This is a genomic window from Spirosoma sp. KUDC1026, assembly GCF_013375035.1.
Classification (GTDB): domain Bacteria; phylum Bacteroidota; class Bacteroidia; order Cytophagales; family Spirosomataceae; genus Spirosoma.
This window is the reverse complement of record NZ_CP056032.1, coordinates 3,885,476-3,900,474: the sequence shown is the minus strand read 5'-3', so window position 1 is coordinate 3,900,474 and position 14,999 is coordinate 3,885,476. Positions and strand designations below refer to the sequence as shown.

General features: G+C 50.7%; 16 protein-coding genes. 9 read left to right on the top strand and 7 right to left on the bottom strand.

From position 1 onward, the window contains the following. Window positions 1-124 precede the first annotated feature (124 nt). Window positions 125-310, bottom strand: a complete 186-nt coding sequence (locus HU175_RS16325; protein WP_176567603.1) for a CsbD family protein — start codon at window positions 308-310, stop codon at window positions 125-127. 122 nt (window positions 311-432) lie between these two features. Further along, window positions 433-882 carry a DUF2147 domain-containing protein gene (locus tag HU175_RS16320; protein ID WP_176567602.1) on the bottom strand — a complete coding sequence of 150 codons (450 nt, stop codon included), beginning with the start codon at window positions 880-882 and terminating at the stop codon, window positions 433-435. Between the two features lie 138 nt (window positions 883-1,020). Between HU175_RS16320 and HU175_RS16315 the strand changes: the two genes are divergently transcribed. The 3 genes from HU175_RS16315 (at window position 1,021) to HU175_RS16305 (ending at window position 4,478) form a co-directional block, all read left to right on the top strand. Beyond that, window positions 1,021-1,536 (top strand): acyl-CoA thioesterase, encoded by a 516-nt coding sequence (locus HU175_RS16315; protein WP_176567601.1) that lies wholly within the window; start codon window positions 1,021-1,023, stop codon window positions 1,534-1,536. Between the two features lie 112 nt (window positions 1,537-1,648). Further along, window positions 1,649-2,887: a dicarboxylate/amino acid:cation symporter gene (locus tag HU175_RS16310; RefSeq protein ID WP_176567600.1), complete on the top strand. Its 1,239-nt coding sequence runs from the start codon at window positions 1,649-1,651 to the stop codon at window positions 2,885-2,887. A gap of 1,102 nt (window positions 2,888-3,989) precedes the next feature. Further along, window positions 3,990-4,478 carry an SMI1/KNR4 family protein gene (locus HU175_RS16305; protein ID WP_176567599.1) on the top strand — a complete coding sequence of 163 codons (489 nt, stop codon included), beginning with the start codon at window positions 3,990-3,992 and terminating at the stop codon, window positions 4,476-4,478. A gap of 170 nt (window positions 4,479-4,648) precedes the next feature. On the opposite strand, the gene tpx is transcribed toward HU175_RS16305, so the two are convergent. The 4 genes from tpx to HU175_RS16285 form a co-directional block, all read right to left on the bottom strand. Further along, window positions 4,649-5,242 carry a thiol peroxidase gene (gene tpx / locus HU175_RS16300; protein ID WP_218037000.1) on the bottom strand — a complete coding sequence of 198 codons (594 nt, stop codon included), beginning with the start codon at window positions 5,240-5,242 and terminating at the stop codon, window positions 4,649-4,651. A 188-nt stretch (window positions 5,243-5,430) separates the two neighbouring features. Continuing rightward, window positions 5,431-6,567 (bottom strand): acyltransferase family protein, encoded by a 1,137-nt coding sequence (locus HU175_RS16295; protein ID WP_176567597.1) that lies wholly within the window; start codon window positions 6,565-6,567, stop codon window positions 5,431-5,433. A gap of 95 nt (window positions 6,568-6,662) precedes the next feature. Then, window positions 6,663-8,504, bottom strand: coding sequence for an alkaline phosphatase (locus HU175_RS16290; protein WP_176567596.1), 1,842 nt, complete (start codon window positions 8,502-8,504; stop codon window positions 6,663-6,665). Beyond that, window positions 8,494-8,706, bottom strand: coding sequence for a hypothetical protein (locus HU175_RS16285; RefSeq protein ID WP_176567595.1), 213 nt, complete (start codon window positions 8,704-8,706; stop codon window positions 8,494-8,496). The genes HU175_RS16290 and HU175_RS16285 overlap by 11 nt, the downstream gene beginning before the upstream one ends. A gap of 208 nt (window positions 8,707-8,914) precedes the next feature. Here HU175_RS16285 and HU175_RS16280 point away from each other — a divergent pair, with 208 nt between their 5' ends. The 5 genes from HU175_RS16280 (at window position 8,915) to HU175_RS16260 (ending at window position 13,058) form a co-directional block, all read left to right on the top strand. Next, window positions 8,915-9,319, top strand: coding sequence for a hypothetical protein (locus HU175_RS16280; RefSeq protein ID WP_317167750.1), 405 nt, complete (start codon window positions 8,915-8,917; stop codon window positions 9,317-9,319). A gap of 389 nt (window positions 9,320-9,708) precedes the next feature. After that, complete coding sequence (locus tag HU175_RS16275) at window positions 9,709-10,563, top strand: MbnP family protein (protein WP_176567594.1); 855 nt, start codon at window positions 9,709-9,711, stop codon at window positions 10,561-10,563. Beyond that, complete coding sequence (locus HU175_RS16270) at window positions 10,550-11,629, top strand: cytochrome-c peroxidase (protein WP_176567593.1); 1,080 nt, start codon at window positions 10,550-10,552, stop codon at window positions 11,627-11,629. Before HU175_RS16275 ends, HU175_RS16270 begins: the two co-directional genes overlap by 14 nt. Next, window positions 11,626-12,537: a hypothetical protein gene (locus tag HU175_RS16265; protein ID WP_176567592.1), complete on the top strand. Its 912-nt coding sequence runs from the start codon at window positions 11,626-11,628 to the stop codon at window positions 12,535-12,537. Before HU175_RS16270 ends, HU175_RS16265 begins: the two co-directional genes overlap by 4 nt. Window positions 12,538-12,584: 47 nt before the next feature. After that, window positions 12,585-13,058: a hypothetical protein gene (locus HU175_RS16260; protein WP_176567591.1), complete on the top strand. Its 474-nt coding sequence runs from the start codon at window positions 12,585-12,587 to the stop codon at window positions 13,056-13,058. A gap of 284 nt (window positions 13,059-13,342) precedes the next feature. Here the strand turns inward: HU175_RS16260 and HU175_RS16255 are convergent, their stop codons facing one another. Further along, a complete protein-coding gene (locus HU175_RS16255) occupies window positions 13,343-14,143 on the bottom strand; it encodes a pirin family protein (protein WP_228724181.1) in 801 nt (266 codons plus the stop codon). 235 nt (window positions 14,144-14,378) lie between these two features. Here HU175_RS16255 and HU175_RS16250 point away from each other — a divergent pair, with 235 nt between their 5' ends. Further along, on the top strand, window positions 14,379-14,741 hold the full coding sequence (locus HU175_RS16250) for a winged helix-turn-helix transcriptional regulator (protein ID WP_176567589.1): 363 nt from the start codon (window positions 14,379-14,381) through the stop codon (window positions 14,739-14,741). Window positions 14,742-14,999: the final 258 nt, after the last annotated feature.

Here is a 14,999-nt window from a genome sequence, read left to right as displayed (position 1 = left end):
AACTACTAGAATAGTTTGCAAAATGAGCAGAGGTTAACATTTTTTATAGAAATATTGGATGAGCGGTAGGGACACAAAAAAAGCCGGAGCGTATGTCCCGGCTTCTCACTTGCGATGCCTTCTACTACAAGTCGGCAATTGCTTTATTTATTTCGTCTTTGGTCTTACCCGTTTTCTGCTGGATTTTGCCCCACATTTCGTCTTCTTTACCTTCTGCGTACGTCAGATCGTCGTCGGTGAGGTCACCGTAAGCCTGTTTGATTTTACCTTTTGTTTCGTTCCAGCCGCCTTTGATGGTTGTCTCGTTCATGATCGTAGTGTTTAACGTTGAATGATACTCGTAATCACCTTGATTACATAAATAGAACTAAACCTAGACGAAATTGTTTTCAGGAGCTTGGAAAAATCGTCACATAAGGGCGGTGGGCACTTCTATTTAATACGGGTCCAGGTCTGGGTTTTACCCAGCAGCGAAATTCCCACGTACCCCCGAACGTCCAGCGTGTTTGGGTCTCTTAAAGTCATTTTGCAGTTGTATTCCTTGCCGTCTTCGGGGTTATAAATCTTGCCGTCGCTCCAGACGTTGCCGCCGTCGAATTTGAAATTATACATGATTGGCAGATTCATGAGCGCTCGTGACCGGCGGCTAGGGTCCTGATTTTTGCTGTCGGTTTTGGGTTTGCCCGTTTCCGGATCGTTGGGTTCTTTAAGCCAGATCAGTTTGCCGAAATACGTACCGCCTTTCTCGTAAATCTGAACGTGGCCCCGTTTGGTGCCGTTAAGCCAGGTACCGACCACCGCGCCCGGATTGTCTTTGGGAGCGAAGGAGGTGAGTAGAAAGATTGAAACGAACAGAAAGGCTAAGGACTGAAAATGTCGCATAGTGGTCGAGCAGTTTTGACTTAAACAGTGATTTTATTGAACAAACGCAAAGATCCGGATTCAGAGTACAGGGATTAAAAAAAATGCCTGTATTTTGTCAACTTGCGTCATCCTGTCGGATTGCCAACGATTAGCCGTATGTTTAAACGAGACCCCAACCGGAGTTACCCCACCGAAACCGAATCCCGCGTCATTATTCGCTTCCAGGACTGCGATCCGTTGCAGCACCTCAACAACGCCAAGTATTTCGATTACTACTTCAACGCCCGTGAGGATCAGGTTGCTAAACTGTACGATTTCAGCCCGGGACAACTCTTCCACGAGCTGAAAACGAGTTGGGTGATTTACCAGCATCAGATTGCCTACATCCGGCCGGCCCTGGTGAGTGAGTGGGTCCGCATCTCGTCGCGGCTGATCTATTTCAACGAGGATACAATCGTTACGGAATATTACATGACTGACGATGGCAAAACCCAGCTCAAGAACGTGTTGTGGGTTACGTCGAAATACGTCAGCGTGGCCACTGGCAAACGGATCCCTCACGACGACAAGGTGATCGGTTTGCTGGAAGCGACCCTGGTTCCCCACATCGATTTTCTCAGCCTGAACTTTAACGACCGCATCCGGGCAATTAAAGAACAAGTTATAAAATAGAAGGAAGGGGAGGATGGAGGAGAGGGAGGAAAGGGAATAAGGCTTAAACTGCCCCCTAATGTCTACGCTTCTTGGCCCTTTCCTCCCTCTCCTCCCTCTCCTCCTTTTTTTTATGAAACTCCTGAACAACCTGACCCTTCGTGTACTGATTGCCATTACGCTGGGTATCCTGACCGGTTACTTTTTCCCCGAAACAGCCGCGAAGCTGAAGCCCATCGGCGACCTTTTTATCAACCTGATCAAGATGGTGATTGCGCCGATTATCTTTCTGACCATTGTGCTGGGTATCAGCAATATGGGTGACTTAAAGAAAGTAGGTCGCGTAGGGGGAAAGGCGCTGCTCTACTTCGAGATCGTGACAACGGGCGCGCTGGCTATTGGCCTGGTGCTGGCGAACGTTATCAAGCCGGGGGTAGGGGTACAGACGGGCGCCGTTAAAGAAGGGGATATCTCCAAATACGCTGAGCAGGGCGCGGAGATGAACTGGACCGAGTTCTTTCTGCATATCATCCCCGACAATGCGGTGAAGGCATTTGCCCAGGGCGAAATTCTGCAGGTGCTGGTCTTCTCGGTGCTCTTCGGCGTGGGCCTGACCAAAATGGGGGAAACGGGCCGACCGCTGATTCAGACGTTCGAGCGATTGTCAAAAGTATTCTTCAACATTCTGAGCGTCGTGATGGTACTGGCCCCGCTGGGTGCCTTTGGGGGAATGGCGTTTACCATCGGCAAGTACGGATTAAGTACGCTGCTGCCCCTGGCTAAACTTATGGGTACGGTGTACGCGACTATGTTCCTGTTTGTCTTCGTCATTCTGAATCTGCTGCTGCGCTATTACAAAATAAGCCTGTGGTCGGTGCTGAAGTTCATTAAAGAAGAGCTACTGATTGTACTCGGTACGTCTTCGTCGGAGTCGGCCCTGCCGCAGATCATGGAAAAGCTTGAGATTATGGGCTGCTCCCGCTCGGTAGTGGGGCTGGTTGTTCCGGCGGGATATTCGTTCAACCTGGACGGTACGTCGATTTACCTCGTCATGGCGACGGTCTTTCTGGCGCAGGTGTTTGGCATCGAGTTGTCGCTGGGGCAGGAGCTGACCATTATCGGTATCCTGATGGTGACGTCGAAAGGGGCGGCTGGCGTGACGGGTAGCGGCTTTATCGTGCTGGCCAGTACGTTAACGGCCATCAAAGTGATACCCGTCGAAGGGCTGGCCCTGCTGCTGGGCGTCGACCGGTTCATGTCCGAAGCCCGCTCCATCACCAACATTATCGGCAACACCGTAGCCACCATCTTCATCGCCAACAACGAAGGCGACTTCGACCGCGCCAAATACCGGCAGGCCATGCAGGAATAGAGTGCTTTAACAAGAGTGACTCTCGACCGCGTCAAGTAGCGTGCGTTTAAAAAAGGTACGGTATTGGAGGTTTTAAGTAATTTTAGGAGGTGCTTGATTCGTCGCTTAGAACGGGTGTTTCGTGAGATGGGTTTTCGGGTTAGCGGTGATCAATCAATTCTGGGAGTTCGTATATATTAGGCAGCTTGGTTTACGTAAAATAGATTACACAACATGGATAGAACATCGGTAAGACTGTCCACTTATAGAGCATTACTCTTTAATGTTGTTAGCTGCAAGTGATTCATTTTTGTTGAGCTTAAAGCGGGTCGTTTGTTACTGCGAGTATATAATGATCGAGATCTTATAGAAGACGAGAAAGACATATATTATGCTGTCTATGGAGAGATAGAAGGGGACTTTATCGAGTCAGTACCTGGCAAGGTTGATTTTCAAACTATTCAATCACCTTTTGAGCAAATTGACCAGTCAAGCGATCTAGTTTATGCTAGATATGAAACGCCTTAGGCTAACATAATGCCACTTATACAACAAACAAAATATATAAATTAGCCATAAAGTTATATTAAATATGTTCGCTAATATCTTATACACATTCTTCTTCTTATCGCTTGATCTATTGATATACCTAGTCTTGATAGAGAAATATAAATTAGGTAGAAAAGCTATACAAATTACTTCAATCGTAGTTATAATTTCTTTAGTTATACATAGTGGATTTTTACAGTTTACTTTCTTAAAATCATCTGAAGACTTCTTCAATTTACTATTTTTTAGCGTAGCACTAATCATTTTTTACTTTTTAGGAAATTATCAAGTAGCTAAGTTTAAATCGTTAAATCAAATTTCAGATCTAAGATCTCAACAACTCCAAGAGTTTGTGTTAAAAGCATATGATATAATGCGGAATAAGATCATATACGTACTTGTTGCCGCTTATCAACTCCTAGGCATTTGGGGACTTATTGAGCCGTGAAATGTTATAGATTTTATTATTTTTTTTAGAAAAGGAACGGAAATAACATTTTGAAGAATAAATAAATTTTCTCTTAACATAACATTAGTTATACAACAGCTCCAAGGATAGTGAAAATCATAAATAATGAACAACGAAGCATTCAATAAACTTTTGAAATCCTTGCCGGTAAAACTGGCAACAACCGAGCAAATAAGAGCTCTAGAGGAGAGAATAGACGTTCGCTTGTCAGGCGAACAACTAGATTTCTTACTCAGCTATCAAGGAGCTTATTTTCAATTTTGCGAACCGGTTAGATATGAAGGATACTTTGAAACATTTTTAGATCTTGACCAAATAGAAAATAGATACAATTTTCTAAAAACAGAAGTAGAAGCAGAGGGTGGTGTATATTGCTACACGGACTGTTTACTTCCAGTTGTTCAGACTAACTTCTACAGTGAGTTTTTTTGTCTCTCAATATCTCCTCAGTTAGCTAAAGGAGTTTGGGCCATGGACTATGAAATTGATCTAGCCGATTTGCCAAAATCAGCATGGAGAGCCAGAATTGTTTATGTTGCAAATTCTATTGATGAGTTCTTGACAATTTGTGCTAACAACGTTCCTATCTTGTAAGATTTACATTATACCTTAACAGTAAATTCTCTTGGCTGAGACGAAGGAGCGCTCATGCATGATGGACATTTTGGTCCACACCGTAGCGATGAGCACCGCCGGGAAACAAGCGAAGGGGGTAGAAACAAAGAAGGCAGGATTAACGTCCTGCCTTCTTTGTTGAGTGAGTTCTACTTGATGGCTGCCAATGCAGCAGCGTAATCAGGCTCTTGCCCTATTTCCGGCACCTGCTGTTCATAGACAATTTTTCCTTCGGGATTCACCACGATTACCGCCCGACTTAACAGACCTTTCATGGGGCCGTCGGCAATTTGCACGCCGTACGAATTGCCAAAATCGGTTCTGAAATCCGACAGCATCACCACGTTTTTAATGCCTTCTGCGCCACAAAAAGCTTTCTGGGCAAAAGGCAGGTCTTTGGAAATACAAAGTACAGCGGTGTTTGTCAGGCCCGCTGCATCTTCATTAAATTTCCGCACCGATTTGGAACAGACACCTGTGTTTACACTAGGGAAAATATTCATGATCACGTATTTGCCTTTGTAATCAGCTAACGTATTGTCCTTGAGGTCAATGCCCGTCAACGTGACTTCTTTGGCCGCTGTGCCCACCGCGGGTAGTTTACCAACGGTATGAATTGTTTTGCCACCCAGCGTAATAGCCGTACCAGTGGTTTGGGCCAGGGTAACCCCTGTGATGAATAGGCCTGCCAGGCTCAGAAAAAAGATTTTAAGGGCCTGCGCAGAGTTTTGGACGCCGATCATAAAAGACATGTATTGAGGGTAGTTTTTCAAATGTACTAAGAAAACAGTCATGAGTATCAGTTCGCCTAATCGATACAAATCCGAAAGGCCCGATCTACCCTATCCCGTGAGGAACAGCCCTGTAAGACTAAACCGTGGTTCGGGTACCTTCTTCCGCTAGCACCCCAGATAGGGGTCCGAAGACAGACCTACACCCGCACGTAAATCCTCCGTTTATCAAGCCACCAGCCAACGGCCCAGCAAAGGAGCATAAAGCTGAGGGCGAACAGCAGCGAGCCGATCGGTCCCGGTGCCAGCGGCTGGAAAAGACTGTCGTTTATGGCGCTGAAAAGGCTGCCGCCATCAGAAGGAATCATATAAAGCAGGATGGCCAGCACTTCGGAGAGCAGGTACAGGAACAGCGGGTTCTTGCCGGGGATAACGAAAAAACGCGTCCAGTTGGCGGGGTTCCACTGGCGTATTTCGACGACGTAAATCAACGTACCCATAATCACCAGATCAAGCCCGGTGGTGAGCAGCGTAAACGGACTGGTCCAGAGCTTTTTGTTGATCGGAAAGACCATGTCCCAGGTCAGCGCCAGCAAAATGAACAATGCGCCCATCAGCAGCACTTTTGTAACGCTTTCGTAGGTTTTGCCGTGGGTTTGTACGAACTGCCCGGCGTAATAGCCAATGATGACGTTTACAACGGCGGGCAGTGTGCTGAGCAACCCTTCCGGATCAAACGGAACGCCCCCGTTGCCGTGGTACAGGTGTGCATCGCCCAGCATCGCCCGGTCCAGGTAAAGAACCGCGTTGCCCGTCAGGCTCAGTGGGTCGGTTGCGTCGCCAAAACCGAGTAGTAACAACCAATAGCCGATCAGAAAGGCAACACTTAGAACAACCACCGTTCGAAACGGCAGAAAATAGACCATCAGCGAAGCAATTCCGTAACAGACCGCGATACGTTGCAGTACGCCCCAGATGCGCGTCTGGCTGATGGGGAAGGGTAAGAACTGGCCCTCATCCCCTAGCTTAAAAAAGGGAAACCAGTACATCAGGTAGCCCAGCAAAAAGATCAGCGCGGTCCGTTTAGCGATCTTGGTCAGTACGGCCCCGGTGCCCAGCAAGTGGTACTTTTTTATGGCAAAGCTCATGGCATTGCCGACCACGAACAGAAAGGAAGGGAAAACCAGGTCGGTAGGGGTGAAGCCGTGCCACTGGGCGTGGTTAAGGGGAGAAAAGGGCGTGGCCCCGCTGCCGGGGGTGTTCACGATAATCATAAAGCAAACGGTTATCCCCCGGAACACGTCCAGCGAAAGAAACCGATTGTCGGTCTGGGTCATACGACTAACGAAAAAGAGGAAAACGAATTTGCCCCGCGAACGGGCAGAAAACCTGTTGCGGGGCAAATTCGTGAAAAACCACGAAAGGCGTATACTTATTTGGCGTTTGCGTGATATTTAGCCAGAATCGCCATAATTTTTCGCTGAATTTCGGTGTTTTCATACACCCCCCGGAAGTCGAGCGAGTGCGGTCCGTAGGCAAAGACCGGGACCATAACACCCGAGTGATCGTTGGTGCTGAAATTACCGTCGACATAACCGCGCTTTACATCGCCATCGAGTAGGCTAAGGCCGCCCGTTTCGTGATCAGCGGTGACAATCACCAGCGTCTCGCCGTTCGAGTCGGCAAACTTGATGGCCTCGCCAATGGCCCGGTCAAAATCCTGCATCTCCTGCACAACGTAGCGGGTGTCGTTTACGTGACCGCCGTAATCGATCTGCGCCCCTTCGGCCATGATGAAAAAGCCAGCGGAATTGGTTTGCAGCTCCCGCATGGTTTTGCGGAGGGCAGGCACCAGAAAGTCCGGCCGACCTTTGTGGATGGGCCCCACCGACGAATCGTCCAGCATGACGAAGGGGGGTTTCATCCGCTCCAGATCCGAGAGCTTCCTGCCGATCTGGTAACCTCGCTGCTGGAGTGTATCCAGCACGTTTTGTTCCTGGAAATAACGGTAGCCACCCCCAATCAAAATCGGCACCGGGCTACGCAGGAAGTCGGATGCAATTTCCCGCTCGAACATGCGGTCGGGCTGGTGAGCGTAGAAAACGGCTGGAGTGGCATCGGTAACCGACCCCGATGAGATAATACCGCTGGGCATGTTCCATTTCCTGATCAGTACTGGTATGGCCGGTACCAATGCGCCCGTTGCGTCGACGCCAATAGCGCGGTTATTGGTTTTCGTGCCCGTTGCCATGGCTGTACCACCGGCGGCCGAGTCGGTGATGTACGTATCGGCCGCGCTGGTCTTTGAGAAGCCGATGTTGAGCAGGCGGGCCAGGTTCAGGTCGCCCCGGTTGCCAGTCAGACCGGCATAAATCTGGGTCAGTCCCATGCCATCCCCAATCAGCAGAATCACATTTTTGACCCGGCTGCGGCTGTCGTTATTGCGGTACGTCGGTTGATAAACGGGGTGCGCGGGCTTGATTTCCTGGTACTCGGCCGTCTGACGGGTACTCAGAAACCGACCCAGTCCAGCCAGGTTATCGGTGTTGATGAAATCGACACCCAGGTTCATCAGCGACTTCCAGGTGTTGATGTTGTCGGGCGTGGCCCAGAAGCGGATTTTCTTGCCCTGTTTGTGCACCTGGTCCACAACCGCCTGAATCGCTTCGCGCTCTTTCTTGACGATTAGCCCCTTGCCATTCCAGCGGGTGTATTTCGTAAAATCCTGGCTGATCAGACCAATGTGCGTTAGTTGCTCCGGTGTGTACGTAATATTCGGGCGACCATCGAATTTGAGCCAGTTGGGAAATTGCCCGAACTGAGTGGGGGCTGGTACGTTGCCACTGACCACAACCTGCACCGGACCACCCGTACCGAAAACATCGGGGTAGGCCGACAGGGCTTTTACGAGCAGAGGGAGCGACAGGGCCGCCGGGGTTTTCAAATCGATCAGCCACTGCAAGGTATAGTCAGCATCGGCGTACGCCTTGCCTTTGTTTGCCTTCACTTTGCCGACGATGGGCTGAATATACAGCGCATCCAGCGTTCGGTCGGGGGTAATGTCCGCCGTGTCGTGGGCTACGTAAAGCTGACCATTGCGGGCGTAAATATCGGCTTCGATCGAACCAAACTGCTGGTCGTAAGCCTGCCAGAACGGGATCGTATGTTCGTAATCGTTGTGGGCGTGTGCCTGCGCCGGCGAATACAGGCGGGTCTGGGCCAGGCTCAGACTGGTTACGCACGCCAGCAAACCCGCTAAAAATTTACGTTTCATATGGTGAAAAACTACGTCCTGCCAGAACTTTACTCGTCGGGCACGATGTGTGCAGAAAACCAGCGAGCGGCCGGTCGGACTGAATCAGGCTACAATTCTCCCGGACTTTCGTGAATACGTCGCGCATTAGTTCGTTCGTCTCGTCTTCCCAGTGGATCAACCCATTGATAGCCGTCAAACAGGCGGTTAAATGCCTGTTCATTACCTTGTTGAAGGCGCTGCTGTACGGCCGTTTTCTGACTGGTATTGAAGACTCCGGAACCCACGAGTGCAGACGGCTAACTACGTCAACGGCTCAAAACTAAGAAGATATTCAAGGAAGGATAATTGAGTCTGAATGATTTAACAAATTGATAGTATACGAACCCGGAAAGTTTCATCCGTCAACGGGACAAGGCGCGTATCTTAACGTGTTTCTGTCTTACCTTTGTGGCTCGATGCGCTCGCTGGTCAGTTACATATTGCTGGTTGCCACCCTGCTCCCCCTGGTCAGTCCCTGGGGAACCATCGCTTATTACCAGCTTAACCGGGACTATATCGCCCGTGTGCTCTGCGAAAACCGCGACCGGCCCGAGCTGCACTGTAACGGTCAGTGTTTCCTGGCCAAACGCCTGAAAGCCCAGCAGGATAAACAGGATAAAGAAACCACCGAGCGCGTTCAGAATACGCCTTCCATTCAGCTGTACGCTGAGTCAGTGACTTCCTTTACCTTCGCGCCCGCTGTTCGTCAGTTGTCTACGACTGGCCTGTTTACCTACCTGATTGCCCGCACGAGCCAATCCCTCGACGGGCTGTTCCGACCGCCCCGCGCTTAATTTTCGGCCTGCTTCGTTGTGTTTTGTTATTGCTGGTAAGCTATTAGCTCATCGGCACGGCATTGGCATGACGTCATCCCAGCATTTTCCTGCTGCTGTTTCCTGATTTATCCATCGACGCTACCCCTCCTTATCGGGGTAGGTGAACCGCGTTCGGGTAAATTCCGGCAAAGCCAGTAAAGCTGCCTGTCAAGCCGGTTGTTGGCAACGCTTTGCCTATCGTCACGTTCGTTCCGGTAAGGGGCGCCGTACCCTCTCACTTCGTTCTGGTACAGTGGTAATCCGTTGGCGAACCGTCAGCTAGGGTTGCCTACTCCTGCCGGTTCGGGCGGGGGATTAGTCTCTCTTTTATCACATTTATCAGCCGTATCTGGCTGAAAGTCATACACATGAAACGCATTCTTACTTCTGGAGTTTATCTGTTTATAATTAACTGTCTGTCGACCGGTTTCTGGGGCTGTACGGAAAAAAGCGATGCCGAAGTCCTGGCAATTGACCCCAACGGCAAGGGCGACCTGACGCTGGAATTTGACAATATTGTTGGTGGCACCAATCTGGCCCTGGGCGGTGCCAAATACAAAAACTCGTTTGGCGAAGAGTATACGATCGACATCCTGAACTACTTCGTCAGTAACGTCGAACTCAAAAAAGCGGATGGCACTACCTACAAGGTGCCCAATAGCTACTACCTGATCCGGGAATCGGATGTGAAAACGCAGCTGGTGAAACTAACCAACGTACCGCAGGGCGATTATACCGGCATGAATTTTACCATCGGTGTCGACAGTGCCAAGAGTGTTTCGCCAGTGACCGAACGGACGGGCGCGCTCGATCCGGGTGCTGCGGGGCAGGCGGCCGATATGTACTGGTCCTGGAATTCGGGCTACATTTTTGTCCGCCTGGAAGGAACGTCGCCGGCGGTTCCCGCCGACCGGAATCATCAGTTTGCGTTTCATACCGGTGGCTTTGGCGGCATGACGGGAAAGACCGCCAATAATCTGCGTTCGGTAGCGCTGACAATGCCCATGACGGCAACGGTCCGGGCGCTGATTGCACCAACCGTTCACCTGCTGGTCGACGTAGCCAGGGTAATGGATGGACCGACTAAACTCAGCCTGACGACGCTCTACCAGGACCCCGCATTCAGGGGTATTCACATGCCGGATGCTGCCCTGAAACTGGGGCTCACCGACAATCAGAAAACCATGTTTGCAATCGATCATGTGCATAATGATCCGAAGTAAACCCGGTTCGCTCAGGAAGCAGGGGTGGATTCGTCGACTGGCGATCCTCCTGCCGCTGGGCCTGTCAGCCTGCTCGACCGAGCCTGTGCCGGATGAACCGCTGTTTCTGTCGCCGACCAACTTCCCGCCGACAGTCTACCGTTTTGAGAATAATACGTTGACGAAGGAAGGGGTGGCGCTGGGGCGGATGCTGTTCTACGACGGGCGGCTCTCCCGCGACGGGACCATTGCCTGCGCCGAATGTCATAACCAGGCGTATGCCTTTACGCACCACGGCCATGATGTGAGTCACGGCATCGACAACCGGCTGGGTACGCGCAATTCGCTGCCGTTGCAGAATTTGGCCTGGAGCCGGGAATTTATGTGGGATGGGGGCGTCTTTGACCTGGATCTGTTTCCCATTGTGCCCATCGAAAACCACGTCGAAATGGACGACAAGATCGCCAACGTGCTGGACAAATTACGGGCGGATGATACCTATCGGCAGCAGTTCAGAAAAGCGTACGGCACGGGGGAGATAACGACCGCCCGGTTTCTGCAGGCTTTATCGCAGTTCATGCTGACGATGGTGTCGGGTAACTCGCGTTACGATAAGTATGTACGGAACGAAACGGGTGCTACGTTGACGGCTGACGAACAGGCCGGGCTCAATCTGTTCAAAAGCAAGGGCTGCGCCAGCTGCCATGCCGGGGAGCTGTTCACCGACCAGAGCTACCGCAACAACGGGCTGAGTCTGGCTTTTGGTGAGGACGAAGGGCGGGCGCACATCACCGAGAAGGCCGAGGATAAATACACCTTCAAAGTCCCCAGCCTACGTAACGTCGAACATACCGGCCCCTACATGCACGACGGTCGTTTTCGAACCCTAGAAGCGGTACTGAATCACTACGCCGAAGGCGTCGACGATACGCCCAACCTCGACCCACTGCTGAAGCCGAACAGTCGCCCGGGCCAATCCAGGCCGGGAATTCCTCTGACGGCTGCCGAACAGACCAAGCTGATTGCTTTCCTGAAAACATTGACTGATACCGAATTTTTGACCAACCCTGAATTCGCTCCAAAATGAAACGACTTTTCTTTATTATCTCTCTACTGCTGTCCACTCCGGGCTGGTCCTGTGATGTGTGCGGTTGCTCGGGTTCTAACTTCTACCTGGGTGTGCTGCCCCAGTTTCAGAAGCACTTTGTTGGGGTGCGCTACCGGACCCAGAGCTATGATACGTTTATGTCGCGGCACCACATCGACCAGGCCGATTCGCGGGAGTCGTTTCAGGCTATCGACCTGTGGGCGCGGTTTTACCCTCTCCGGCGCGTGCAGGTGCTGACGATGGTTCCCTACCAGTTTCACCAGCAGACGCAGGGAACCGATGTTCGACGGTTGCAGGGGCTGGGTGACGCAACCGTGCTGATCAACTACAAACTCATTGATAAATCCCGCATCCGCGACAGTACCCACGTCGTTAAACAGTCACTGATGGTAGGAGGAGGGCTTAAGCTGGCGACAGGTGACCACCGCTACAGCGAAACGGATCTGGCCGAGGTTGCCAATCCGAATTTCCAGCCTGGCACCGGGGCTACCGATCTGGTACTGAACGGGATCTATACGCTACGGGTGAACCGCTGGGGCATGAACACCGACGCGACCGGACGTATCACGGGTACCAACGCCGAAGGATATCAGTTTGGTAATCGCGTGAATGGCTCGCTGGTTGGGTTCTATGTAAAGCAGTGGGGGAGTCTGGCAGTCATGCCCAGCGCTGGCCTATACGGCGAATACGCCCGTAAAGATCATAAAAATGGTGTCCTGATTGCCGAAACGGGAGGGTATCTGGTAGCCGCTACGCTGGGCCTGGATGCGTACTGGGGGAGCTGGGTAGTTGGCGTCAATACACAACTGCCTGTTCAGCAACGTATTTCGGAAGGACTGGTGAAAGCGCACGATCGCCTGGCCGTTCACCTGTCGCGGATGTTCTAATTGATAACCAACGTAATCCTGTAATTTTGACCCAACAGAAACACAACATGATTCAGACAAACATGACCAGAATAGCCATACTGGCGGCCCTGATTGCCCTGGGTACTGCCTGCTCGACGGATAAGAAAGCCGAACACGATCATACTGGCCACGATCACGCAGCTATGAGCGAACCGAAAGCCAGTCGGGGACCCGTCGGCGATTTAGAAGATGAGGTGATGGCCGTGCACGACAGCGCTATGAACACCATGAGCGACGTCATGCGGCTGCGCAAAGCCGTTGATCAGAAACTGACTACTGCAACGGGAGCCGATAAAGAAAAAGGAACCGATATCCGGAATCGATTGCAGCAGGCCGACGACCAGATGATGGACTGGATGCACGGTTACAATGGCGATACGCTGGGCAAGCTAGACGAAGCTAAAGCACTCGATTACCTGAAAGCCGAGCAGCAGAAAGTCCTGCGCGTGCAGGACCTGATGAAAAAGAGCATCACTGACGCCAAGGCGTATGTCGAGTAGTTTTTGTTCGTGGTTATTTTACAAGCGCGGGCCGCGTCAACTGGAAGTATAATTCAGCGCGCGGTCCGCGTTGCATTTGGGTTGGCCGACTCACGTCAATGTGGCGTTCATTCTCCGCTCTAACAACTGGCAAACATACCTGATTCGGACCAGCCGCAAATTCAAACTTAGGAATGAGTATCGCCTGGCTTCACCCGTTTGCCCAGGGCATCTTTTTTAAATGGATGAGGTCAGGCGATACGTTCCTGAGCGATAAACGAAAGGACTGGACCCAAAATCAGGCCTTACCAGAGTATCCGTTGCGAAGCCGGAACAGTGGCTATGTGGTTCATCTTTCCCTGTCTGTACTCCTGATAGAGTCGGCGAATGTCGTCCTGCGTATCGCCGATGAAGGGACCGTACGATACAATGGGGTCTCCTTGCGGCTCACCGGCATAGAGTACTAGCCGTCCGCCTGTTTTACCGCCTGCCAGTCTGAGTTCACTCACCGGCTCAGTGGAATCCCTGTTTAGCCAGCCTACCTGATCCTGGTGGACTTCCCCGGCCTCATCTCCCACCTGTATACTGCCTTCAAGAACGTAAACAAAAGCAGTATAGGATGCAGGAATGTGCTGCACGGTGGTCGCGCCGGGCTGTAGCCGGATATCGGCAATAAGTAGCGGTGTATAATTCTGAATCGGGGAGGTCAGACCGGCCAGGGAACCACTGTACACTTTTATTTCTGCACCATCCTGGGTAAGCGTAGGCACCTTCGCTAACGGAAGATCCTGTACCCGCGGGCTAACCCATCGATTTTTTTTTGGTAGATTCAGCCATAACTGTAACAGTCTCATCGATAATTTCCCTTCAATGGTTTCGGTATGAATAATCCCGCTGCCTGCGGTCATAAGCTGTAAATCACCTCCTTCCATCCGATGGGCGTCATCCCCCATTTCGCCCTCCAGTAGCAGCGATACCGTCTCAAAACCAGCATGAGGGTGAGGGCCTCCGGCGGGTTGATCTGTTTGTTTAGTGAGCCGATCATCCATCAACGCAATGAATGGATCGCTTTCTCTGAAGTCTCCCTGAATTACTGGACTAGCCATATGACCAGCTCCTAAGAACCCCTGCTGAAGAGCGGGCGTATATATATTGACAAGTTTTCTGTAAACGCTCATGTTGCCTTTGTGTAAATAGGAGCGAAAGTTTTCGTCCCTGCGTGACGCAAAGTTACTTGCTTTGCTATACTTTTGTAAGTACTATACTAAAGGATAGTTATATACTTTAGTATAGTAAGTGAAGACTGTTGCGTTTTTAATCTTACTGACAACTTAATTCAGTATGGAACCTGCCGATTATAAACCCGAAGAATGCCCTCGCATTTTACGTCCTGTACGGGATGCGTTGGATGTGTTGAATGGTAAATGGAAACTGCCCATTATTGTGGCTCTTACCTTTGGGGAGAAACGGTTTAGCGAAATTTCCAAAGAAGTACACGGGATTACGGATCGGATGCTCTCCAAAGAATTACAGGATATGGAGCTCAACGGACTGGTAAAACGGACTGTTTACGATACTTACCCGGTCAAAATCACGTATACGTTAACGCCACACAGCCAAACCCTGGGCGGGGTTATTGAGGCCCTGCGTTACTGGGGGGAGCTACACCGGAAAACGATTCTGGCTACTGATAAGGCTCTGTAATACAATATCACTGTCTACAGGCTCAACTGCGTTTGGTTAAGAACCGTTTGTAGCCTGAAAAGCGCCCCCGAGTCAATCGATCGCTGACTAATTTCTACACATACCGTTTTGCTGGCCATACACGTACTGCCAGACGATACATCAGAAGAGCGCAGCGAGAATGGCAGCCTGCTCAGTAAATTGGGCTAATAAAGGCGAACTATTCATTCCGAAAAACAATCAGCGCTGTTACGTAACTCAGGGTGGTTAAAACGTTTA

Coding starts and splice junctions, on each gene's coding strand:
- tpx (WP_218037000.1), bottom strand. CDS start 5,242: ATGATCGGCGTCCAAAACTCTGCGCAGGCCCTTAAAATCTTTTTTCTG.
- HU175_RS16325 (WP_176567603.1), bottom strand. CDS start 310: ATGAACGAGACAACCATCAAAGGCGGCTGGAACGAAACAAAAGGTAAA.
- HU175_RS16265 (WP_176567592.1), top strand. CDS start 11,626: ATGAAACGACTTTTCTTTATTATCTCTCTACTGCTGTCCACTCCGGGC.
- HU175_RS16255 (WP_228724181.1), bottom strand. CDS start 14,143: ATGGCTAGTCCAGTAATTCAGGGAGACTTCAGAGAAAGCGATCCATTC.
- HU175_RS16275 (WP_176567594.1), top strand. CDS start 9,709: ATGAAACGCATTCTTACTTCTGGAGTTTATCTGTTTATAATTAACTGT.
- HU175_RS16315 (WP_176567601.1), top strand. CDS start 1,021: ATGTTTAAACGAGACCCCAACCGGAGTTACCCCACCGAAACCGAATCC.
- HU175_RS16320 (WP_176567602.1), bottom strand. CDS start 882: ATGCGACATTTTCAGTCCTTAGCCTTTCTGTTCGTTTCAATCTTTCTA.
- HU175_RS16285 (WP_176567595.1), bottom strand. CDS start 8,706: ATGAACAGGCATTTAACCGCCTGTTTGACGGCTATCAATGGGTTGATC.
- HU175_RS16310 (WP_176567600.1), top strand. CDS start 1,649: ATGAAACTCCTGAACAACCTGACCCTTCGTGTACTGATTGCCATTACG.
- HU175_RS16260 (WP_176567591.1), top strand. CDS start 12,585: ATGATTCAGACAAACATGACCAGAATAGCCATACTGGCGGCCCTGATT.
- HU175_RS16295 (WP_176567597.1), bottom strand. CDS start 6,567: ATGACCCAGACCGACAATCGGTTTCTTTCGCTGGACGTGTTCCGGGGG.
- HU175_RS16270 (WP_176567593.1), top strand. CDS start 10,550: ATGATCCGAAGTAAACCCGGTTCGCTCAGGAAGCAGGGGTGGATTCGT.
- HU175_RS16290 (WP_176567596.1), bottom strand. CDS start 8,504: ATGAAACGTAAATTTTTAGCGGGTTTGCTGGCGTGCGTAACCAGTCTG.
- HU175_RS16305 (WP_176567599.1), top strand. CDS start 3,990: ATGAACAACGAAGCATTCAATAAACTTTTGAAATCCTTGCCGGTAAAA.
- HU175_RS16250 (WP_176567589.1), top strand. CDS start 14,379: ATGGAACCTGCCGATTATAAACCCGAAGAATGCCCTCGCATTTTACGT.